Raw genomic sequence first — 20,542 nt, forward strand, 5'->3', positions numbered from 1 at the left:
CATCGCCGCCTGCAAACCGGTATGTTCCCTTCGGCGCGTTAGTTGTGCGTTGCACGATGCGATGCCGTACGCGCACCGTTTCTTCTTCCGGGTTTTTCATGCATTCGATCGATGTCGTCCTCGCCATGTTGCTGGCGGTCGCGGCCAGCGGTTATCTGATCCGCATCCTGCCGTTCTCGTTGCCTTTGCCGTTGGTCCAGATCGCGCTCGGCGCGGTGGTCTCCGGTGTGTTCGATGCCGGGCACGAGCTGGAACCGGAGTTGTTCTTCCTGTTGTTCCTGCCGCCGCTGTTGTTCCTGGATGGCTGGCGCATTCCCAAACAAGGCCTGTTCCGCGACAAGGCGGCCATCCTGGAACTGGCGCTGGGCCTGGTGGTGTTCACCGTGGTCGGCGCGGGCCTGCTGATCCATTGGTTGATCCCGGCGATGCCGCTGGCGGTGGCCTTCGCGCTGGCCGCGATCATCTCGCCGACCGACCCGGTGGCGGTGTCCTCGATCGCCTCCAAGGTGCCGATTCCCAAGCGGCTGATGCACATCCTGGAAGGCGAGTCGTTGCTCAACGATGCTTCGGGTCTGGTGTGCTTCCAGTTTGCGGTGGCGGCGGTGCTGACCGGCAGCTTCTCGATCGCCACCGCCTCGCTGACCTTCCTGTGGGTGGCGCTGGCCGGGCTGGCATTGGGCGTGGCGACCACCTTCGGCCTGAGCCGCATCCAGGCCTGGATCTGGCGCCACTTCGGCGAGGAGCCGGGTTCGGCGATCCTGGTCAACCTGCTCACCCCGTTCGCGGCCTATCTGCTGGCCGAAGCCTTCCATGCTTCGGGCATCCTGGCCGCGGTGGCCGCCGGCGTCACCATGAGTTACGTGGAAATGGCCGGCAACGCGCCGGGCAATATGCGGCTGCAGCGCTCGGCGGTGTGGGACACGGTGCAGTTCACCTTCAACGGCATCATCTTCGTGCTGCTGGGCGAGCAGTTGCCGGGCATCCTGGACGGGGCGGTGCGCAGCGTGCAGGAAGCCGGCCACCTCAATCCGTGGTGGCTGGCGGTGTACGTGGCCACCATCAGCGCCAGCCTGATGGCGTTGCGCTTCGTATGGGTGTTCCTGTCGCTGCGCTGGAATATCTTCAAGGCGCAGTGGCGCGGCGAGCAGCATGTCAGCCCGCCGTGGCGCATCGTGGTGGCGGTATCGCTGGCCGGCGTGCGTGGTGCGATCACCCTGGCCGGCGTGCTCACGTTGCCGTTGATGCTGGAAGACGGCTCACCGTTCCCGGCCCGCCAGTTGGCGATTTTCCTGGCCGCCTCGGTGATCCTGGTCTCGTTGCTGGTCGCCAGCGTGGCGTTGCCGCCGCTGCTGCGCGGGCTGGAGCTGCCCGAAGAAGAAGACGAGCAGCTCAAGGAAGATCTGGCGGTGAAGGCCGCCTCGCAGGCCGCGCTGGAAGCGGTGGAAAAACTGCGCCAGCGGCTGGTGGATGGCAGCAAGCATGCCGAGCGCTACAACGCGGCGGCCAATCAGGTCAGCCAGCGCTATCAACGCAAGCTCGGCGCGGTGGACATGGCCGAGACCGACCCGGAAGAGGCCGGTGCCTACGAACAGGCGCTGCGCCAGTTCCGTCATGCCGCATTGGTGGCCGAGCGCAACGAGTTGTTCAAGCTCGCGCGCCGCCGCGAGATTTCCGACGACCTGTCGCGCCGGCTGGTGCGCAATCTGGATCTGATCGAGTCGCGCAAGCGGGCGTGACGCGCTGGCGCGCGCGGGAATAGAGAATCGGGATTGGGGAATCGCAGGAGCCGCAGCGGTGGTGACGCCCGGGTTGTGTAGGAGCGCGCTTGCGCGCGATGGGGCGTTGGCGGGAAAGCCTCATCGCGCGCAAGCGCGCTCCTACATGGAGATGCGCAAACAGACGCAGCAGGCGTGCGCGGTCCAGTTCGCTGACGCTCCTTGCCGCTCGCCGGGAGACACCATCCCATCCACACTGCTCCCATCTTCATGGCGCACGGCCTACCCTGTGCGGCTGATCGTTCCAGTGCAGAACACATGACTCCAATCGTTTCCATCCAGGGATTGAGCAAGACCTACGCTGGCGGTTTTCAGGCGCTCAAGCACGTGGACCTCGAAATCCAGCGCGGCGAAATCTTCGCACTGCTCGGTCCCAACGGCGCCGGCAAGACCACGCTGATTAGCATCATCTGCGGGCTGATCAATCCGAGCACCGGCACCGTGCTGGCCGATGGTCACGACATCGTGCGCGACTACCGCGCCGCGCGTGCCAGCATCGGCCTGGTGCCGCAGGAACTGGCCACCGATGCGTTCGAAAGCGTGTGGGCCACCGTGCGTTTCAGTCGCGGGCTGTTCGGCAAGCCGGCCAATCCGCAGTATCTGGAAACGGTGTTGCGCGAACTCTCGTTGTGGGACAAGCGCAACAACAAGATTTCCACGCTGTCCGGCGGCATGAAGCGGCGCGTGCTGATCGCCAAGGCGCTGGCGCACGAGCCGCGCATTCTCTTTTTGGACGAACCCACCGCTGGTGTGGACGTGGAACTGCGCCACGACATGTGGCAGATGGTGCGGCGGCTGCGCGAGCAGGGCACCACGGTGATCCTGACCACCCATTACATCGAAGAAGCCGAAGACATGGCCGACCGGGTCGGGGTGATCAATCGCGGCGAGCTGGTGCTGGTGGAAGACAAGCACACGCTTATGCGCAAGCTCGGCAAGAAGCAGCTCACGCTCAGCCTGCAGGCGTCGCTGCAGGCCATCCCGGCCGCGCTGGCCGATCTGCCGCTGGAACTGTCGGCCGACGGCAACAGCCTGATCTACACCTTCGACACCCAGGCCGAGCAGACCGGCATCGGCGGGCTGCTGCGCCGGCTCAACGAGCAGGGCATCGATTTCAAGGACCTGCATTCCAGCGAGAGTTCGCTGGAGGAGATCTTCGTCAATCTGGTGCACGGTGCACGCCAGCAGGAGGTACGCGTATGAATCGGTATGCAATCGCTGCGATCTACCGCTTCGAAATGGCGCGCGCGTTCCGCACGCTTACCCAGTCGATCGCCTCGCCGGTGTTGTCGACCTCACTGTATTTTGTGGTGTTCGGCGCGGCGATCGGTTCGCGCATGGGCGATATCGACGGCATCAGCTACGGCGCCTTCATCATTCCCGGCCTGGTGATGCTGTCCTTGCTCAACGAGAGCATTTCCAACGCCTCGTTCGGCATCTACATGCCGCGCTGGGCCGGCACCATCTACGAGGTGTTGTCGGCACCGGTGGCGTGGTGGGAGATCGTGATCGGCTATGTCGGCGCGGCCGCCACCAAGTCGGTGTTGCTGGGCTTGCTGATCCTGCTCACCGCGCGGCTGTTCGTGCCGTATGAGATTGCCCACCCGGTGTGGATGCTGGGCTTTCTGGTGCTCACCGCGCTGACCTTCAGCCTGTTCGGTTTCATCATCGGCATCTGGGCCGATGGCTTCGAAAAGCTGCAGGTGATCCCGCTGATGGTGGTGACGCCGCTGACCTTCCTGGGCGGCAGTTTCTACTCGATCAACATGCTGCCGCCGCTCTGGCAGAAGGTCACCTTGTTCAATCCGGTGGTCTATCTGATCAGCGGCTTCCGCTGGAGTTTCTACGGCAAGGCCGACGTGCACATCGCGGTGAGCACCGGCATGACCTTTCTGTTCCTGATCGTGTGCCTGGGCGTGGTGGCGGCGATCTTCCGCAGCGGTTATCGGCTCAAGGCGTGAGTGGTGAGTGCAGTGGTGGTGTCGGCCGCATCCTTGTGGATGCCGTCGGAAGTCCAGGTCAAACGCAGAAGTTCAGGTCAAACGCGTCGGAAGTCCAGATCAAACGCTGCGTGGGTCGAGGGCGCGGTGCCCTCACCGCTCGCGGGACACGCCGCAAGTACGTCCATGTAGGCTCGGTGGCGGCATCCATGCCGCCACACGGTCCCGCAATCGGTGAGGGCACCGCGCTAGAAAGTTTGCCGGCTGTTTTATTGAAAACCATGCACACCGACCATCTTGACTGGTCCTTGCCCTCCCACTGTCGCGGGACCTTACGCGGCATGGATGCCGCGTAAGAGCCTACATGGACGTACTTGCGGCGTGTCCCGCGATGGTGGGAGGGCGAGGGCCCAGCAGCTAGGGCACAGATCAGCTGCTAATGCGGCAGTCATCGCCGCTACACGAACGTACTTGCAGCGTGTCCCGCGATGGTGGGCGGGCAAGGGCCCTGCAGCCAAGTCGCAGATCAGCTGCTAATGCGGCAGTCATCGCCGCTACACGAACGTACTTGCAGCGTGTCCCGCGATGGTAGGCGGGCAAAGGCCCTGCAGCCAAGTCGCAGCTCAGCAGCTCTGCAATCGAACAACGTGAAGTAGTTTGGTCAGCCGCTCTTACTCGGCAGCAGGCGCGGCGTCGCTCTTGGTGTCCAGGAAGTAGGCCACCACCTCACCCTTGATCTTCATCGTCATCGGGTTGCCGCGACGGTCGCGCGTCTTGCCGACCTGCACCTTGATCCAGCCTTCGCTGACCGAATACTCCTCCACGTTGTCGCGTTCGACACCGTTGAAACGCACGCCGATGCCGCGGTTGAGTGCATCGGCATCGTGGAACGGGCTGCGCGCATCGATGGCCAGATGATCGGGAGGGGTATCGCTCATGGGAAAGGCGTCATGGCGGCCGGGATGGCCGTCTTCGGCCGCACAGGATACGGGCCTGCGCCGCGAAGACCAGCCCCTTCCGATGAATCCGCACGCGCCGGTCGGTTTGCTTGCGCGTCGCCAGGCCTCACACTTCACGCCTGCAATCCTTGAACGAGACCGCCATGCCCGATAACAGTGCCGATTACGAAGACGACGAAGGCCTGCAGCCCGAAGGCGACGAAGACGATGTCGACGATCATCCGGGGCGGGTGTGGAATCTGCTGCTGCTGATCAATCCCGGCGACGAAGAAACTGCGTTTGCCCAGTTCGATGCCTGGCGCGAGGCGCAGGCCGACATGGATGAAGACGAAGGCGACGATACCTGGCTGTGGGCGTTGAAGGACGCGATCGACTGGCGCTCGGGGTTTTTCGTCGACTGGAAGGACACCGACTCGTTCATTGCCGCCATCGACGAACTCAGCGCGCGCTGGAACCTGCGCATCGCCTGGGGCGGCGACCTGGACGACGAAGACTTCGCCAACGGCCTGAGCGTGCCCGATCTGATGGCGGTGGCCTTCGACCGCCTGCGCGAGCACGGCTATTCGCTGTGGAACTGGAACACCGGCGGCGATGCCTACGCCGGCTGGATCGCCCTCAGCCGCGACGACGAAGGGATGCTGGCACTGACCTCGTTGCTGGACGTGGAAGTGCGGCTGGGGAATGAGGCGTTCTGAGGGCTGAGATTCGGGAGTCGGGATTGGGGATTCGCAAGAGCGGTCTCCGGGCGTCTGAGTGTGTGTGGGTCGGGTTGAGCCGTGGTTGTGCGCTGTCGCGGCAGCACGCGAAGCGTGTGGTGGCCGGTAGGGTCTGGCGAGCAGGCATTTAACGGCCCACCGACTGCCGCGTAGGAGCGCGCTAGCGCGCGATCGGGCGTTACCGGGACAGCCCCTCGCGCTCAAGCGCGCTCCTACAGAAGCATCCCGTCATCGTGCAGATGCGTGCCGTCATCATGGGCTGGAAGTTGAAGGCCTCCAGGCCAAGACACCTGCACGTAGGAGCGTGCCTGCGCGCGACAGGCATCACCGGGATAGTGTCATCGCATGCAGGCGGCCCTACTCATCAGGCACGCCGCCGATCAGGTCACGTGCACCGCCGTTGCGAATCCCCAATCCCCAATCCCCGCCTCACGGCACCTCGCCACGCGCCTGCACACGCGCGTTGGCGATCAGGGACTTCAGTAACGCGCGATCGGTATGCCGGGAGATGGCGATGGCACCGAGCGCGATCGCCTCGATGCGGAGCGGTGCCGGCACGTCGTAGTGCGCGCCGCTGAGTTTGTTCTGGAAGGCGCGGCGGGGAATGCCCAACCGCGCCGCCATCGCATGCAGCTCGTCCAGCGTATCGCCGAGCAGGTGCGCCCAGCGCTGCTCGCGCCACAGATGCACCGCATCGTCGACGTAGACGGCCATCGGCAGGCCTTTAGGCCTGCTTGCCCTGCTTTTTCTTGCTGCCGTCGGTTGCGTCGTCGGCGTCGTCGGCGTCGTCCTGCGACGACTCGTCGCCCGCGGTGTCGGCAGCGGCCTCTTCGGTCGTGGTGTCGGCGTCGGAACCTGCGTCGGCCTGGGCCTCGGTTGCCTTGGCGTCTGCGTCGTCGGCTTCGCCTTCCTCGCCTTCCTCGCCTTCAGCGTCGCTGTTCTCGAACTCGGACACCAGCGTGGTCAGGTATTCCTCGGCGGTCTTGCCGTCTTCGGCGGCCAGGTCGTCGATCATCTGCTGCAGCTGGGTGGAGTATTCCAGCGAGATGGTCTTGCCTTCCTTCTCCTGCAGATTGGCCAGGTGCTTGAGCATGGCCAGCATCGGGACCGGATTATCGGCGCTGCCCATGGTCTGGCCGCCGATCGACAGCATCCACTCGCTGCCACCCTGCAGACCGATCGCAGCGACCACGCGGCCGTCGGCATCCTGCAGCACGGCGTGGTTGGTGACCTGGGGCGCCTGGCCCAGACGGACGATCGGACGCTTGGGGAGCTGCTTCTTGCGCTTGTCGCGCTTGGCCTTTGAATTGCGGGACACGGTGTTCTCGACGCTGGGAATGGCCGGCCATTCTAGGCGCTTGTGCGCGGCCCGGCTTGCTTGCCGCCGCCAGGCCTGGAAACCGCAGGCTCTGTGGCCGTTGCACCGATCGACTCCCGTCAAGGTTCTAAAGACCGCTGACGCCGGTGTTTTGGACAATCTGCGGCGACGGTTGGCACCGTGAGTGCGCTTAGCGTCGGGCAGCCTGGAGCGTGGTCAGGATCGAATGCAGGACGGCTGGCGACGCGGATGCTGATCAGAACCGGCATGCAAGACGGCGCGCCGTCCGCAGCGATCTAACAACTGCGGGATAGCTGTTGTCAGCTCGCTCTCAGTACCGCTGGGGCGTCTGGCTTGTGGTGATGCGCGACGCGGATGCTGGTCAGGCCTGGTATGTAAAGACGACGCGCCGCCCGCAGCCGACCTGACACCTGCTGGCCAGATGCCGGGCTACGCCTGTCAGCGCCGCTCTGCCGCCTCGCTGACGGTAGTGCGTGGCGCGGCCACGGCGGCTTCGGCAGCCTTGACCAGCGCGGTAGCCGAGGCCACCTGGGTGCGTGTGGAGATGCGCGGTGCAGCCGGCGCTGCGCCAGTGGCCGTGGTCGCTGCCGCGGCCGGCTTGTTGGTTGCGGTCGACGCAACTGCCGCCACCCCAGCACCTGCCGACGCACCCGCAGCAGGTCCTGCCGTCGGCGCCGCAGCCGGTGTCCCCACCGAAGCAGTCCCCGTGGTCGCCGCCGCACTCAGATCCGGCACATGCGTGTCGGCATCGTGGGTGGATTCGCCCAGCGCCACGCCCTGGCCGGCGCCGGCCAGGGCAGTCTGCTCGGCGTCCTGGGTCATCACCACGATGCTGATGCGGCGGTTGATCGGATTCTGCGGGTTGGTCTTGTCGAACAGCACCGACGAGGACAAGCCCACCACACGGGTGACCTTGGCATCGGCCATGCCGCCGCCCACCAGCGCACGACGCGCGGCATTGGCGCGGTCGGCGCTGAGTTCCCAGTTGGTGTAACCGGCATCGCTGCTGTAGGCGGTGGTGTCGGTGTGGCCGGTGATGCTGATGTGGTTGGGCACCTGATTGATGAAGCTGGACAGCTCGCGCAGGATGTCCACCGTGTACGGCTTGAGCTGATCGCGGCCGATGTCGAACATCGGGCGGTTCTGCTTGTCCACGATCTGGATGCGCAGGCCGTCGGGCGTGAGGTCGAGCAGCAACTGGTCCTTGAACGGCTCCAGCGCCTGGCTCTTGTCGATGGCCTCTTTCAGGTCCTGCATCAGCGCTTCCAGGCGCTTCTTGTCCTTGGCACGGCTGTCTTCGTTGGTGTCCGCGGCGTTGTCGCGCTTGCGGCCCATTTCGTCCTTCTGCCCCTTGGCCATGTCGGCGGTGCCGCCGAGCTTGATCATCGAGGTGCTGGCGCCGCCCGGCCCGTTCATGCCGGGCGAGGGCGCCGGCGATTTGCCCGACAACGGGCTGGGATTGCGGAAGTATTCCGAGATCGCCGCGCGCTGCTCCTTGGTGGTGGCCGCCATCAGCCACAGCACCAGGAAGAAGGCCATCATCGCGGTCACGAAGTCGGCAAACGCCACTTTCCAGGCGCCGCCATGATGGCCGCCGCCCTGCACCTTCTTGACCCGTCGGATGACGACGGTGGATTTGCCCTCGGCCATGACTGCGGCCCTACTTGATCGTCTTCAGGTGCGTTTCGAAATCCGCAAAGCTCGGACGCACGTTGGAGGGCAGCGTCTTGCGCGCGAATTCCAGCGCAATCTTCGGGTTGTAGCCGCGCAGGCAAGCCAGCAGCGCGGTCTTGACCGCTTCGTAGATGCGCCCGTCCTGATCGGCACGCGCTTCCATCGCCGCCGACAACGGCGCCACGAAGCCGTATGCCAGCAGGATGCCGAGGAAGGTGCCGACCAGTGCGGCGCCGACGTGGTGGCCGATCTCCTCGATCGGGCCACCGATCGAGCCCATGGTGATCACGATGCCGAGCACGGCGGCCACGATGCCGAAGCCCGGCAGGCCGTCGGAGACCTTGCTCAAGGCATGCGAGGGCGCCATCGCCTCGTGGTGGTGCTTTTCCAGTTCCAGTTCGAGCAGCGGCTCCAGCTCGTGCGGCTCGATGTTGCTGCCGATCATCAGGCGCAGGCAGTCGGTGATGAAGTCCAGCAGGTGATGGTCGGCCACCACCTTGGGGTAGTTGCCGAAGATGGTGCTGTCCTGCGGTTTTTCGACGTGATCTTCCAGGGCCATGAAGCCGTCGCGGCGGGCCTTGTTCAGCAGTTCATAGACCAGGCTCAGGGTGTCTTTGTAGTCCTCGGACTTGTACTGCGGGCCCTTGAACACGCCCAGGACACTACTGAAGGTTTCCTTGACGATCTTGCCCGGCGTGCTCACCAGGAACGCGCCCAGCGCCGCGCCGCCGATGATCAACAGCTCGTACGGCTGCCACAACGCGCCCAGCTTTCCGTGCGACAGCACATAGCCGCCGAGGACACTGACGATGACGACGATGAAGCCGATGATGATGAGCATGGCGCAGCCAAAAGCAAACAGGGTTGCTGTTGTTTCGGCGCGCGCGGCGGATTCTTGAAGTGCACGGCGTGAAGGTGTGCGCTGTAACTGAACGATCGGGTGGTGCGATGACGGCTTCACATATGGCGATCAGCGGCATCGCGCTTACTGCGGCAAGGCGTTCACCACAGTGGGGCTTGTGATGACAAGGTCTGCCTGGTTGAGATTGCGATTTGCATCGACTGCTGTGTGCGTCGAGACAGCGCATTGCAGCAAGCGGCCTCTGCATTGGCGGTGGCACCAGCATCGGCGGACTTGATGCGCAGGTTGCGCTCGGCAGCAACTTCAGCGTCTGCACCACGTCCCGGATGACCCGCCGCCGAGCGTCGAGCGTCATTGTCGTGGCAGTTTCTAGCACTACAGCGAGCAATGGTGTGGGCAGTAAGAGCGGATAACAGAACGTAGCGAGCGGCCGTCAGGTGGGTGCGGAAGGCGCACAGGAACCGAAATGAACCGTGCATGCCGATTCCGAGCGCCGGGCGCGCCCGCCTGACGATTGCGCTGTAGTTCTGTGAGTCGCTCTGAGTGGGTCGCCACTGCTTTCTGGGCGGCCTCGCCAGGTCAGGCCGGTTGCGCCTCGGCACCGTCGCGTTGCAGCGGGTTCGGCAGTGCGTGGCCATCTTCGGTGAAGCCCAGCGAGACCGAGTTGAGGCAATGCCGTTCGCCGGTCGGCGGCGGGCCGTCGGGGAACACATGGCCGAGGTGGCTGTCGCAGCGTGCGCAGACGATCTCGGTGCGGATCATGCCGTAGCTGATGTCGCGGATTTCGCGCACATGCGCCGCATCGTACGGGGCGAAGAAGCTCGGCCAGCCGGTGCCGGATTCGAACTTCGCGCTGGAACGGAACAGCGGCAATCCGCACAGGCGGCAGGTGTAGACGCCCTCCAGCTTGTTGTCCAGGAACACCCCGCAGAACGGCGCCTCGGTGCCGTGCTGCAGCAGCACGCGCTGCTCCTCGTCGCTGAGCCCGGCGATCAGGGCATCGCGCTGGGTGGGGGAGGGCGGTGTCAGATCGAACTGGCTCATGAGGGCTCTCGCATGCGCGCGCTGGCAGGGTGCCGCGTCTGCCCTTAGTGATGTGGGCGCAGCAGGCTGCGTTCAACCTAAGTGCTCGAAGCCCTTCTCCCGCGCTACGCGCCACCGGTGACGAGAGTCAGCCCCTCTCCCTCCGGGAGAGGGGTTGGGGTGAGGGTACGGGGCGAAGCCGCTGCGCGGTGGGCACTGCTAGGCTTCGCTCGCACCCTCATCCGGCGCTGCGCGCCACCTTCTCCCGATGGGAGAAGGGACTCTTCGCGCTGCACTCATCTCGCGAACGCGTTCATCCCACAGCCGATCCCGTGCATTGCTGCAGCACACCGGCGCCCCCACCCAGTCAATACTGCCCAATCAATCACGGTGCCCGTCATGGCGATCCATTCTTCAACGCGCGGCCTGCTGCTGTGCGGCCTGCTGGCGATTGCAGGCGCGGCGCTGGCGCAATCGGCCACTACCACGCGCTCATCCAACACCTTGCAGCCGATCACTACGCCGACGCCTGCGCAGCCCACGATGACCGCGCCGCGCGCAGCGCAACCAGCGCCAGGCACCAGTCCGGTGCCGTCTCAGCTCGGTCAGCGCCCGTCCGCGCCGACCATCCCCACCCGTGGCCCGGCACAGACACCAGTGGCCCCGGCCGGTAGCCAGGTGCTGCCTGCCAGCGCGCCGATGGTCTACGACCGCAATGGCCGCCTGCTGCAAGGCATGCAGCCGGCCGGCGCCAACCGGGTGCTGGATACCAAGACCGGTCGTTATTACGACGCGGTTCCGGCCGGCGACGGCATGCGCGTGGTGCGCTGAGATCCGGCATCAGTCGATGTCTGATCCGCAGCAATCAGATCGGTCTCCATCCAAGCGCCGTCCCAAGCTTCGCTGCGTCGCCGACCACGAATCCCCAATCCCTGCCTCAATCGGCAATCGGCAACGCCAGGGTTTCCTTGACCTCTTCCATCACGATGTAGCTCTTGGACTCGCGTACATGCGGCAAGGTCAACAAGGTGCTGCCGAGCAGCTTGCGATAGGACGCCATCTCGCTGATGCGCGCCTTGAGCAGATAATCGAAATCGCCCGAGACCAGATGGCATTCCAGCACGTTGGGCAGCTTGAGCGCGGCGCGGCGGAACTCTTCGAAGATGTCGCCGGACTTGTAGGCCAGGCTGATCTCCACGAATACCAGCAGGCTGGCCTTGAGCATGTGCGGGTCCAGCCGCGCGTAGTAGCCGGTGATGGCGCCATCGCGCTCCAGCCGGCGTACGCGCTCGGTGCAGGGCGTGGTGGACAAGCCCACCCGTTCGCCCAGGTCGGTAAAGGAAATCCGCCCCTCCTGCTGCAGGATGCGCAGAATCTTGCGGTCGATCTTGTCCAGCTCGCGCACACGGGTGGCCATGGGGTCTGTCTCCCTACAGATTTGGCAGGAAATTTCACTGCGAAGTAGCGCCGATTCCAGAAACGGCACTGCCTGGCTCGCAATATACTGCGTCTAACTGTCTCCCTCGGCGCTTGGTTGTGGGGGAATACCCTTTCCAGGAGAACGACATGCGGGTGCTCATTCTCGGTAGCGGCGTCATCGGCACCACCACCGCCTGGTATCTGGCGCAGTCCGGCTGCGAGGTCACCGTGGTGGACCGCCAGCCGGCCTCGGCGCTGGAAACCAGCTACGGCAACGCCGGCCAGCTGTCGTTCGGCTACACCTCGCCCTGGGCCGCCCCCGGCGTGCCGGGCAAGGCGATGAAGTGGTTGTTCGCCCAGCACGCGCCGTTGTCGATCCGGCCCACCCGCGATCTGCGCCAGCTGGCCTGGCTGACCCAGATGCTGCGCAACTGCACCGCCGAGCGCTATGCGGTGAACAAGGCACGCATGGTGCGCATGTCCGACTACAGCCGCGATTGCCTCAATGAACTGCGCGCCAGCACCGGGCTGGAATTCGAAGGCCGCCAGCTCGGCACCACCCAGTTGTTCCGCACCCAGCAACAGCTGGACGCCGCCGCGCAGGACATCGAAGTGCTGGCCCAGTACGGCGTGCCGTACGAATTGCTGACACCCGCGCAGATCGCCCAGTTCGAACCCGGCCTGGCCGGCGGCGGCGCGCAGATGGCCGGTGCCTTGCGCCTGCCCGAAGACCAGACCGGCGACTGTCGGCTGTTCACCCAGCGCCTGGCTGCGCTGGCCGCGCAGTCCGGTGTGCAATTCCGCTACGGGCAGCAGATCGAGCATCTGCAGCACGACGGCCGCACCGTCACCGGCGTGCAGATCGATGGCCGTCTCGAAACCGCCGACCGCTACGTGCTGGCACTGGGCAGCTATTCGGCCGACCTGCTGCTCTCGCTCGGCATGCATCTGCCGGTGTACCCGCTCAAGGGCTATTCGCTGACCATCCCGATTGTCGACGCGCAGCGCGCGCCAACCTCCACGGTGCTGGACGAGAGCTACAAGATCGCCATCACCCGCTTCGACGAGCGCATCCGCGTCGGCGGCATGGCCGAGGTGGCCGGGTTCGATCTGTCGTTGAATCCGCGCCGCCGCGCCACCCTGGAAATGGTGGTCAACGACCTGTTCCCGGGCGGCGGCGATCTGGCCAGGGCCGAGTTCTGGACCGGCCTGCGCCCGGCCACGCCCGATGGCACCCCGGTGGTCGGTGCCACGCCGTATTCCAACCTGTTCCTCAACACCGGCCACGGCACCCTGGGCTGGACCATGGCCTGCGGCTCGGGCCGCTATCTGGCCGACCTGATGCAGGGCCGCAGCCCGGACATCGATACCGAAGGCCTGGATGTGTTCCGTTACCTCTCGCCACGCAGCGCCCGCGCGCAGCAGGAGGCCGCGTAGTGCGTCCTGCGCAAGCGTTGATCGATCTGGATGCATTGCGTCACAACTACCGCCTGGCCAAGCGCCTGGGCGGCAGCAAGGCCCTGGCGGTGGTCAAGGCCGATGCTTACGGGCATGGCGCGGTGCGCTGCGCGCAGGCGTTGGAGCCGGAAGCCGACGGCTTTGCGGTGGCCTGCATCGAAGAGGCCCTGGAACTGCGCCAGGCCGGTATCCGCGCGCCGATTTTGCTGCTGGAAGGTTTTTTCGAACACGACGAACTGCGCCTGATCGCCGAGCACGATCTGTGGACGGTGGCAGCCACCACGCAGCAGGTGCGCGCGCTGGCCGACTTTCAGAGCCCACGCCCGTTACGGGTGTGGTTGAAGCTGGACAGCGGCATGCATCGGCTGGGCCTGTCGCCGGAAGATTTTCGCGCCGCGTGGTTGCGTTTGCGCGGGCTGCCGCAGATTGCCTCGCTGGTGCTGATGACCCACCTGGCGCGCGCCGATGAACTGGACTGCAGCCGCACCGACGAACAGGCGGTGGCCTTCGCGCTCACCGCAGGCGGCATGCGCGCGGAAACCAGTCTGCGCAATTCGCCCGGCCTGCTCGGCTGGCCGGCGCTGCGCAACGATTGGTCGCGCCCCGGGCTGATGCTGTACGGCGCAAACCCGTTCCCGCAGGAGACCGAGAGCACTGCGCAACTGCGCCCGGTGATGACGCTGCGTTCGCGCATCATCAGCGTGCGCGAGCTGCCGGCCGGCGAGCCGGTGGGCTACGGCGCCCGCTTCGTTGCGCAACGGCCCACACGCGTGGGCGTGGTGGCGATGGGGTATGCCGACGGCTATCCGCAGTTCGCACCCAATGGCACCCCGGTGCTGGTGGACGGGCAGGTCTGTCCGTTGATCGGTCGCGTCTCGATGGACATGCTCACCTTGGATCTCACCGAGCATCCGCAGGCGGAGATTGGCGCGCCAGTGCAGCTGTGGGGCAATGCGCCGCGCGTCGCCCCGTTGGCCACGCAGTGCAATGTCAGCGCGTATCAGCTGCTGTGTGGACTCAAGCGCGTGCCGCGGACGTATGTGGGTGAGGCGACAGTAGGCGATGAAGTGACCCGGTAAGTTGCATCCCTTCTCCCATCGGGAGAAGGTGGCGCGCAGCGCCGGATGAGGGTACGAGCGAAGCCTCGTGCAGTCGGAACAACACGAGGGCTTCGCCCCCGTACCCTCACCCCAACCCCTCTCCCGCAGGAGAGGGGCTCAAGCGGAGCTCACACCCCGGCCGTACTCCGATCGCTACGGAACTGCTTGCGCACCCAGTCGTCGATCATGGCTTTTTCGAAGCGCAACGGGTCGCTGTCGGTCAGGCGCGGGCCGCTCATCAGAAATGCCGAATCCACCAGCTTGCGCTCGCCCTGATCGATCACCTCGCCATTGGCGCCGGTCAGCGTGTAGCTGAAGCTCAGGCGCGGCGGGTAGATGTCCTTGACGATGCGCACGTCCTGCATGCGCGGGCCGTGCCAGGGCTCGTACTGGCCGGCGCGGCGGATGTCGGTGATGGTCACGCTCAGGTGTTGGCCGTCGGGAAGCCGGCGGGCGGCACTTTGCTGGAAATGGGTCGCCAGTTGGGTCACCCAATCGCCGCGCTGCGCCTCCCAGCGGTTGCCGCTGAAGCGCATCTCGGCAAACTGCGCCGGGTCGGTCCAACGCACATCCACGTTTCCTTCGCTGCTCAGCGCGCGTGGCGCTTGAGGGTCGGTGACATTACGCACGCGGGCCTGCACACCGGTCGCCGCGAGCAGTCCTGCCAGCAGCAGGCTGGCGCCGTAAAGGCTGGAACGTTTCATGGAAAGTCTCCAAGCGGAAGGTACATGGCGTACCGGGTGTTCTAGCAGTGTGGGGGTGTGCTGGATCGCCCGCAACGCACCAGCAACCGGGCATGCATCGGTGTTGCGCGCGGTTAATCCACGACCGCGCCGCCATGACGGCGGGTTCACTGCGCCTGCGCCCGCGCTTCACGGCGCGGACCGGATGATCGCCAGCATGGACACCCACTCTTTCCGCACAAAGTCAGCTTCCTCGGCGCCGGCACACATGCCGTCGGACGTGCGCCTGCAGTTCATCGACTGGGCAAAGCAGCATGGCCACAACCCGTCCACCGGTGCCGCCGCGTTTGTCGCGTTGCAAAGCGATGTCGATCTGGATCTGGCAACCCGCGGGATGCGTCTGGAGCCGGGTGCCGACCCACGGGATGCACTGCGTGAGCATCTGGCTGCGTTGGCGCGGCAGGGTGATGTGGCGGTGCAGTTCCCGCCGGTTTATGCCTACACCTCGGCCAATGGGCTCGATTACCGTTACTCGTTGATGCTGGTCATCGCCGAGGATTGCGTCGAGTGGACCGGGCGGGTCTGGCAGGATCTGGATTACCAGGGAATGCTCACCGGTCGCGGCCAGGGCCCGCGTGCCAATTACACCCAACTGGCGCGCATGGCGCTGGAACACGAGCTGGATCAGGAGCGTCCCCGTTATGTCCAGGCCTGAACTCGAATTGCAGCTGCCGCTCGACGCCCAGGTCGCGAGCGGCGTGGACGGTTTCAGCCTGCGCTGTCGCAGCGAATGCGCCGAGCTCGGACTGTCGCGCGTGCGTTTGCTGTTGCTGGATGCCGACCATGCGCGCTCGACCGCCTGGCGCGAAGAAGCCCAACGCTGGATGGATGAGCAGTTGCGGCGCGAAGGGCAATGGGTCTTGCGCGGCGTGATTGCCGGCATCGTGTTGCTGGCCGCCGCTATCGCGCTGTCTGCGGCCTTGCTGTGGTGAGGCGATTCGGGATTGTGGGTGAATCGTGAATCCGGTCAGTTGCCCGTGCACCCGCTGACGACATCGGGCGTGTTTTCATCTGCCCGTCATCCGCATCGGCATCACCCGTGGACCCCGATTTGAGCACTTCCAGTCCCAGCCCTGAATTGGCCGCCGGCCTGCCTGCCGCCATCGCCGAGCCGTTCCTGGATCCTGCGATGTACCACGAGATCTTCCATAACGTGGATGCGGGGTTCTGCGTCATCGACATGGTGTTCGATGGCGACAAAGCTGTCGATTACGTCATTCGCTCGACCAATGGCGCATTCGAGCGCTACACCGGTCTGACCAATGCGGTGAATGTCTCCGTACGCGGCATGCTCGCCGAGCATGAGCAGGAATGGTTCGACCGCTACGGGCACGTTGCCCGCACCGGCAACCGTATCCATTTCGAAATGCAGGCCAAGGCGTTGCGGCGCTGGTATTCGGTGGATGCGTTCCGGGTCGGGCAACCGGAGCAGGCGCGGGTGGCGGTGCTGTTCATGGACATCACCGAACGCAAGCGCGTCGAGCGCGAGCTGGCCGAGAGCGAGGCGCGCTTCAGCGCACTGGCCGATGGCTTGCCGATGCCGGTCTGGGTGCTGGACGCACAAGGCGTAGTGCGTTTCGTCAACAGCGCTTACGGCGAATTTTTCGGCATCGATATTTCCAGCGGCACGGTCTCGGCGTGGAGCGAATTGCTGCATCCGGACGATCTGTCGATCTTCCAGTTCGAACTGGCCGCCTCCCTGGAAGAACAGCGCGCGTTGCATGCGCTGGTACGTGCGCGCCGCCACGATGGCCAGTGGCGCTGGATCGAAATGGCCGCCACGCCGCGGTATTCGGCCGATGGGCGCTTTATCGGTCTTGCCGGTAGCAGTCCGGATGTCACCGAGCAGCGCGAAATCGAATTGGCGCGCGAACAATTGCTCGAGTCCGAGCGCACTGCGCGCAACGAGGCCGAGAGCATGGCGCGGTTCAAGGACGAGTTCCTGGCCACGCTGTCGCACGAATTGCGTACGCCATTGACCACGATTCTGGGCTGGAGCGAACTGCTGCTGCAGCGGGTCGAAGAAGGCCAACCCACTTACAAGGGCCTGTCGGTGATCGCCAGCAGCGCACGCGCGCAAAAACGGCTGATCTCGGACATGCTCGATCTCAGCAGCATGCTGCTGGGCAAGGTGCAGCTGGAGGTCGAATCGCTGGATCTGGCAGAGCAGGTGCACGAAGCGCTGACTACCCAGGAACTGGCTGCCGAAGGCAAGGACCAGGTCCTGGAGGTGCACGTGCCGGACACCCCGTGCCTGGTACTCGGCGATGCCACGCGGCTGCAGCAGGTGTTGTGGAATCTGCTCTCCAACGCGATCAAGTTCACGCCGGCACACGGCCGCATCGACGTCACCATCGAGCGCGACGACGGCCATCTGCTGGTGTCGGTACGCGACTCCGGCGACGGCATCGCCGCCGAATTCCTGCCGCATCTGTTCGGGCGCTTCCGCCAGGCAGACGGTACCACCACGCGCCAGCACGGCGGTCTGGGCCTGGGCCTGGCGATCGTGCAGCAATTGGTGGAAATGCATGGCGGCCAGGTGGGCGCCACCAGTGGCGGGCGCGGCAAGGGCGCCACGTTTACCGTGCGCCTGCCCGAGCACATTCCCGATCAGGCCAGGCGGCCGCGGCGCGAACTGCGTCGGCGGCTGATGTCCGAGCAGATCATCGAAGCACGTGCGCTCAATGGCCTGCGTCTGCTGGCAGTGGAAGATCAGCCGGACATGCTCGATTACCTGCGCCGCCTGCTGGAAGAGCAGGGCGCCGAAGTGGTCACCGCCGGCAGCGCCACCGATGCACTGGCGCTGATCGATCATCGCGGTTACGCACGCTTCGATCTGATGCTCACCGACATCGGCATGCCGGGCATGGATGGCTACGGACTGATCCGCACCGTGCGTGAAAACCTGGGGCTGGATGCCAGTGCATTGCCGGCGGTGGCAGTGACCGCACTGGCACGCGACGACGATCGCAAGCGCGCGCTGGACTCCGGTTTTCAGGAGCATCTGGCCAAGCCCTACAGCGTTGCGCAACTTGTCACCGCTGTGCGCGCGGCGCGCGAATCGGTGGAGTGATCCACGCGCGGCATCCACGTCGCGCGATCATGTGTAGCCAGGCGATTGCATAAGCAAGACGCTGTTTTGTGCGTCTTTCACAGCCAGTGGCCTAGCGTGGCAACTTCTTCTTCGGAGATGCCACGATGTCCAAATATGCCCCGCACGTTTATTCGGAACAGGTACAGATCGCAACGCTCGAACACTGGGTGTCGCTGCTCGGTGGTCAGGAGCGTGTGCAGATCGAACTGGACGATGGCAGCACCATCAGCGGCACGGTTGCCGTACGCCCCACCATCCAGACCTATCTCGATGCTCAGCAGCGCGAAGGCATCAACGGCCAGTTGCGTCTGGATCACCTGGATGCAGCGCAGGAACCGCAATGGATCTGGATGGATCGCATCGTGGCGGTGCACCCGCTACCAGTGGGCATCGCTCCGCAACCTGCGCCCTGACACGCCTGCATTGACGATGTGTTTACTTCTCAACGTGGTGTTGACGGCATGATGGCCGATTGTCGCAACTGTTCAGGATTGCCCCCGCAATGAATGCACCCTCGTTGAAGCTCGCTCGTTGGCCGCTGTCGTTACTGACTGTCGCCGTTCTCGCCGCCTGCGGCGATACCGCCACGCTTGCCATCGAACAGGGAACCGGACCCAACCCGCAATTGCCCGAGCCGGTCAAACGCCTGATCCCCACCGTCAAGGTGGCGCCGGTCAAACGTTGGACCGAGAACGCCAAGCCGATCGCTGCCGACGATCTGCAGGTCGCCGCGTTCGCACGCGATCTCGACCACCCACGTTGGGTCTATGTGCTGCCGAACGGCGATGTGCTGGTGGCCGAAACTGCAGAGCCGCCCAAGCCGGACGATGCCGAAGGTGGCGGCGGGATTCGCAAGAAAGTGCAGGGCGCGATGATGAGCAAGGCCGGCGCCGTGGTGCCCAGCGCCAATCGCATCACGCTGCTGCGCGACGTTGATGGCGACGGTGTGGCCGAGGTGCGCACGCAGTTTGTCAGCGGCCTGTTTTCGCCGTTCGGCATGGCCTTGGTTGGCGATCGGTTCTATGTCGCCAATGCCGATGCGCTGGTGAGCTTTCCGTACAAGGCCGGCGATACGCATATCACCGCCAAGCCGACCTTCGTGGCCAATCTGCCTGGCGGTCTGAATCACCATTGGACCAAGTCGCTGCTGGCCAGCGCCGATGGCAGCAAGTTGTACGTAGGTGTGGGCTCCAACAGCAATGTGGCCGAAAACGGCATGGAAGCCGAGCTCAACCGCGCGGCGATTCTGGAGATCGACCCGGCCACCGGCAGCAGCCGCGTGTTCGCCAGCGGGCTACGCAATCCGGTCGGCACCGCGTGGGAGCCGCAGAGCAAATCGCTGTGGGTGGTGGTGAACGAGCGCGATGAAATCGGCAGCGATCTGGTGCCTGATTATCTGACCTCGGTGCGCGATGGCGGCTTTTACGGCTGGCCTTACAGCTATTACGGCCAGCACGTGGACGAGCGGGTCAAGCCGCAGAATGCCGAACTGGTGGCCAAGGCGATCAAGCCCGATTACGCACTCGGGCCGCATACCGCCTCGCTCGGTCTGGCCTTCGCCAGCGGTACGTTGCTCCCCGAGCGCTTCCGCCAAGGCGCGTTCATCGGCCAGCATGGCTCGTGGAACCGCGATCCGCCCAGCGGTTACAAGGTGCTGTTCGTGCCGTTCGTCGACGGCAAGCCCAGCGGCACGCCGATCACCGTGCTGGACGGTTTTCTCGACGCCGAAGGCAATGCACAGGGCCGTCCGGTCGGCGTGGCGCCCGACAATAGCGGCGCGCTGCTGGTGGCCGACGATGTGGGCAATGTGATCTGGCGCGTGACTCCGAAGGCACGCTGATCCCAATGCGCTGATCCAGGCGTTCAAACAAAAAAACCGGGCTCAGGCCCGGTTTTTTCATGCGCGTTCTCACTCAAACACAATCAGGTCGCTTAAGCGCAATTAGCGCGGCGCCTCCGGAGACGCACTGAAGCGACGCGCGTAGCCACGCTCCTCGGTGATCCGGCTGATGTCATCGTCGGCCATTTCCGGTGCGCCATAGACCGCATAGGCCAAGCTGCCATCGTCGCGTTCGCCCACCTGATGCAGGCGATAACGCGGCCGGCCGGCGCCGGTGTTTTCGGGGTAATGCATCGGTGGCGGGGTGTCGTCCAGATCCATTTCGCTGTTGTCGACAACTCCACCTACGAACAAGGCTCGCATCGCGTCTCTCCGGTGTGGGCGTGTTTTCAGCCTAGGCGTGCAGATGTTGCGTACGCATCAATAGTCCGTATAGACATTGGAAGGCATGCCGTAGCCAGGTCACGCAATTGGAATCGGCTTGGAGTGGCTGACAGAACTATTTCACGTTGGTCGATTGCAAAGCGGAGGATTTGGCCTTCACTGCAGAGCGGCTGATCTGCGGGTTTGCTGCAGGGCCCTTGCCCGGCCACCATCGCG

Annotated in this window: 21 protein-coding genes and 1 other RNA gene; 12 read left to right on the forward strand and 10 right to left on the reverse strand. The window is 64.8% G+C overall.

Annotated features, from left to right (window positions below):
- Positions 1 to 98: 98 nt before the first annotated feature.
- The 3 genes from FFY45_RS09885 (at position 99) to FFY45_RS09895 (ending at position 3,736) form a co-directional block, all read left to right on the forward strand.
- On the forward strand, positions 99 to 1,736 hold the full coding sequence (locus FFY45_RS09885; protein ID WP_043889481.1) for a Na+/H+ antiporter: 1,638 nt from the start codon (positions 99 to 101) through the stop codon (positions 1,734 to 1,736).
- A 297-nt stretch (positions 1,737 to 2,033) separates the two neighbouring features.
- Positions 2,034 to 2,978, forward strand: a complete 945-nt coding sequence (locus FFY45_RS09890; RefSeq protein ID WP_176340301.1) for an ABC transporter ATP-binding protein — start codon at positions 2,034 to 2,036, stop codon at positions 2,976 to 2,978.
- Positions 2,975 to 3,736 (forward strand): ABC transporter permease, encoded by a 762-nt coding sequence (locus FFY45_RS09895; RefSeq protein WP_006448574.1) that lies wholly within the window; start codon positions 2,975 to 2,977, stop codon positions 3,734 to 3,736. Before FFY45_RS09890 ends, FFY45_RS09895 begins: the two co-directional genes overlap by 4 nt.
- 650 nt (positions 3,737 to 4,386) lie before the next feature.
- On the opposite strand, the gene FFY45_RS09900 is transcribed toward FFY45_RS09895, so the two are convergent.
- A complete protein-coding gene (locus FFY45_RS09900; protein WP_176340302.1) occupies positions 4,387 to 4,653 on the reverse strand; it encodes a DUF3297 family protein in 267 nt (88 codons plus the stop codon).
- Positions 4,654 to 4,817: 164 nt separating this feature from the next.
- Between FFY45_RS09900 and FFY45_RS09905 the strand changes: the two genes are divergently transcribed.
- Positions 4,818 to 5,369 (forward strand): DUF6630 family protein, encoded by a 552-nt coding sequence (locus FFY45_RS09905; RefSeq protein WP_176340303.1) that lies wholly within the window; start codon positions 4,818 to 4,820, stop codon positions 5,367 to 5,369.
- Positions 5,370 to 5,819: 450 nt separating this feature from the next.
- Here the strand turns inward: FFY45_RS09905 and FFY45_RS09910 are convergent, their stop codons facing one another.
- The 6 genes from FFY45_RS09910 to msrB form a co-directional block, all read right to left on the reverse strand.
- Entirely contained in the window at positions 5,820 to 6,104 is a 285-nt protein-coding gene (locus FFY45_RS09910; protein ID WP_176340304.1) for a DUF4031 domain-containing protein, read from the reverse strand.
- Positions 6,105 to 6,114: 10 nt separating this feature from the next.
- Positions 6,115 to 6,708 (reverse strand): hypothetical protein, encoded by a 594-nt coding sequence (locus FFY45_RS09915; RefSeq protein WP_176340305.1) that lies wholly within the window; start codon positions 6,706 to 6,708, stop codon positions 6,115 to 6,117.
- 459 nt (positions 6,709 to 7,167) lie between these two features.
- A complete protein-coding gene (motB, locus tag FFY45_RS09920) occupies positions 7,168 to 8,379 on the reverse strand; it encodes a flagellar motor protein MotB (protein WP_176340306.1) in 1,212 nt (403 codons plus the stop codon).
- 10 nt (positions 8,380 to 8,389) lie between these two features.
- On the reverse strand, positions 8,390 to 9,244 hold the full coding sequence (motA, locus tag FFY45_RS09925) for a flagellar motor stator protein MotA (RefSeq protein ID WP_006452580.1): 855 nt from the start codon (positions 9,242 to 9,244) through the stop codon (positions 8,390 to 8,392).
- 428 nt (positions 9,245 to 9,672) lie between these two features.
- Positions 9,673 to 9,744, reverse strand: a non-coding RNA gene (locus FFY45_RS09930) — sX9 sRNA.
- A 100-nt stretch (positions 9,745 to 9,844) separates the two neighbouring features.
- Entirely contained in the window at positions 9,845 to 10,309 is a 465-nt protein-coding gene (gene msrB, locus FFY45_RS09935) for a peptide-methionine (R)-S-oxide reductase MsrB (protein ID WP_176340307.1), read from the reverse strand.
- Between the two features lie 378 nt (positions 10,310 to 10,687).
- On the opposite strand from msrB, the gene FFY45_RS09940 reads away from it, so the two are divergent.
- Positions 10,688 to 11,119, forward strand: coding sequence for a hypothetical protein (locus FFY45_RS09940; RefSeq protein WP_176340308.1), 432 nt, complete (start codon positions 10,688 to 10,690; stop codon positions 11,117 to 11,119).
- A gap of 106 nt (positions 11,120 to 11,225) precedes the next feature.
- Here the strand turns inward: FFY45_RS09940 and FFY45_RS09945 are convergent, their stop codons facing one another.
- On the reverse strand, positions 11,226 to 11,705 hold the full coding sequence (locus FFY45_RS09945) for an Lrp/AsnC ligand binding domain-containing protein (RefSeq protein ID WP_023902425.1): 480 nt from the start codon (positions 11,703 to 11,705) through the stop codon (positions 11,226 to 11,228).
- Positions 11,706 to 11,854: 149 nt separating this feature from the next.
- Between FFY45_RS09945 and FFY45_RS09950 the strand changes: the two genes are divergently transcribed.
- Together FFY45_RS09950 and alr are read left to right on the forward strand one after the other, a co-directional pair.
- The gene (locus FFY45_RS09950) at positions 11,855 to 13,144 is read left to right on the forward strand and encodes a D-amino acid dehydrogenase (protein ID WP_168957221.1); all 1,290 of its coding nucleotides are present in this window, start codon (positions 11,855 to 11,857) and stop codon (positions 13,142 to 13,144) included.
- A complete protein-coding gene (gene alr, locus FFY45_RS09955; RefSeq protein WP_176340309.1) occupies positions 13,144 to 14,244 on the forward strand; it encodes an alanine racemase in 1,101 nt (366 codons plus the stop codon). The genes FFY45_RS09950 and alr overlap by 1 nt, the downstream gene beginning before the upstream one ends.
- Positions 14,245 to 14,393: 149 nt before the next feature.
- On the opposite strand, the gene FFY45_RS09960 is transcribed toward alr, so the two are convergent.
- Entirely contained in the window at positions 14,394 to 14,969 is a 576-nt protein-coding gene (locus FFY45_RS09960) for a DUF3016 domain-containing protein (protein ID WP_176340310.1), read from the reverse strand.
- 247 nt (positions 14,970 to 15,216) lie between these two features.
- Between FFY45_RS09960 and FFY45_RS09965 the strand changes: the two genes are divergently transcribed.
- From FFY45_RS09965 to FFY45_RS09985, 5 genes are all read left to right on the forward strand, one after another.
- Complete coding sequence (locus tag FFY45_RS09965; protein WP_168957219.1) at positions 15,217 to 15,663, forward strand: hypothetical protein; 447 nt, start codon at positions 15,217 to 15,219, stop codon at positions 15,661 to 15,663.
- Positions 15,650 to 15,940 (forward strand): hypothetical protein, encoded by a 291-nt coding sequence (locus FFY45_RS09970; RefSeq protein ID WP_023902429.1) that lies wholly within the window; start codon positions 15,650 to 15,652, stop codon positions 15,938 to 15,940. The genes FFY45_RS09965 and FFY45_RS09970 overlap by 14 nt, the downstream gene beginning before the upstream one ends.
- 107 nt (positions 15,941 to 16,047) lie before the next feature.
- A complete protein-coding gene (locus FFY45_RS09975) occupies positions 16,048 to 18,081 on the forward strand; it encodes an ATP-binding protein (RefSeq protein ID WP_176340311.1) in 2,034 nt (677 codons plus the stop codon).
- Between the two features lie 125 nt (positions 18,082 to 18,206).
- Entirely contained in the window at positions 18,207 to 18,515 is a 309-nt protein-coding gene (locus FFY45_RS09980) for a DUF3247 family protein (RefSeq protein WP_176340312.1), read from the forward strand.
- Positions 18,516 to 18,604: 89 nt separating this feature from the next.
- Positions 18,605 to 19,942, forward strand: a complete 1,338-nt coding sequence (locus FFY45_RS09985) for a PQQ-dependent sugar dehydrogenase (RefSeq protein WP_176340313.1) — start codon at positions 18,605 to 18,607, stop codon at positions 19,940 to 19,942.
- A 102-nt stretch (positions 19,943 to 20,044) separates the two neighbouring features.
- On the opposite strand, the gene FFY45_RS09990 is transcribed toward FFY45_RS09985, so the two are convergent.
- The gene (locus FFY45_RS09990; RefSeq protein ID WP_006452568.1) at positions 20,045 to 20,305 is read right to left on the reverse strand and encodes a hypothetical protein; all 261 of its coding nucleotides are present in this window, start codon (positions 20,303 to 20,305) and stop codon (positions 20,045 to 20,047) included.
- Positions 20,306 to 20,542: the final 237 nt, after the last annotated feature.

Origin of the sequence: Xanthomonas hortorum (genome assembly GCF_011305375.1) — a bacterium.
Lineage (GTDB): Bacteria > Pseudomonadota > Gammaproteobacteria > Xanthomonadales > Xanthomonadaceae > Xanthomonas > Xanthomonas hortorum_E.

Excerpts from the sequence above, each read along its gene's own strand:
- FFY45_RS09885 (WP_043889481.1), top strand. The coding sequence starts at position 99 with ATGCATTCGATCGATGTCGTCCTCGCCATGTTGCTGGCGGTCGCGGCC.
- FFY45_RS09890 (WP_176340301.1), top strand. The coding sequence starts at position 2,034 with ATGACTCCAATCGTTTCCATCCAGGGATTGAGCAAGACCTACGCTGGC.
- FFY45_RS09895 (WP_006448574.1), top strand. The coding sequence starts at position 2,975 with ATGAATCGGTATGCAATCGCTGCGATCTACCGCTTCGAAATGGCGCGC.
- FFY45_RS09900 (WP_176340302.1), bottom strand. The coding sequence starts at position 4,653 with ATGAGCGATACCCCTCCCGATCATCTGGCCATCGATGCGCGCAGCCCG.
- FFY45_RS09905 (WP_176340303.1), top strand. The coding sequence starts at position 4,818 with ATGCCCGATAACAGTGCCGATTACGAAGACGACGAAGGCCTGCAGCCC.
- FFY45_RS09910 (WP_176340304.1), bottom strand. The coding sequence starts at position 6,104 with ATGGCCGTCTACGTCGACGATGCGGTGCATCTGTGGCGCGAGCAGCGC.
- motB (WP_176340306.1), bottom strand. The coding sequence starts at position 8,379 with ATGGCCGAGGGCAAATCCACCGTCGTCATCCGACGGGTCAAGAAGGTG.
- motA (WP_006452580.1), bottom strand. The coding sequence starts at position 9,244 with ATGCTCATCATCATCGGCTTCATCGTCGTCATCGTCAGTGTCCTCGGC.
- msrB (WP_176340307.1), bottom strand. The coding sequence starts at position 10,309 with ATGAGCCAGTTCGATCTGACACCGCCCTCCCCCACCCAGCGCGATGCC.
- FFY45_RS09940 (WP_176340308.1), top strand. The coding sequence starts at position 10,688 with ATGGCGATCCATTCTTCAACGCGCGGCCTGCTGCTGTGCGGCCTGCTG.
- FFY45_RS09945 (WP_023902425.1), bottom strand. The coding sequence starts at position 11,705 with ATGGCCACCCGTGTGCGCGAGCTGGACAAGATCGACCGCAAGATTCTG.
- FFY45_RS09950 (WP_168957221.1), top strand. The coding sequence starts at position 11,855 with ATGCGGGTGCTCATTCTCGGTAGCGGCGTCATCGGCACCACCACCGCC.
- FFY45_RS09960 (WP_176340310.1), bottom strand. The coding sequence starts at position 14,969 with ATGAAACGTTCCAGCCTTTACGGCGCCAGCCTGCTGCTGGCAGGACTG.
- FFY45_RS09965 (WP_168957219.1), top strand. The coding sequence starts at position 15,217 with ATGCCGTCGGACGTGCGCCTGCAGTTCATCGACTGGGCAAAGCAGCAT.
- FFY45_RS09970 (WP_023902429.1), top strand. The coding sequence starts at position 15,650 with ATGTCCAGGCCTGAACTCGAATTGCAGCTGCCGCTCGACGCCCAGGTC.
- FFY45_RS09980 (WP_176340312.1), top strand. The coding sequence starts at position 18,207 with ATGTCCAAATATGCCCCGCACGTTTATTCGGAACAGGTACAGATCGCA.
- FFY45_RS09985 (WP_176340313.1), top strand. The coding sequence starts at position 18,605 with ATGAATGCACCCTCGTTGAAGCTCGCTCGTTGGCCGCTGTCGTTACTG.
- FFY45_RS09990 (WP_006452568.1), bottom strand. The coding sequence starts at position 20,305 with ATGCGAGCCTTGTTCGTAGGTGGAGTTGTCGACAACAGCGAAATGGAT.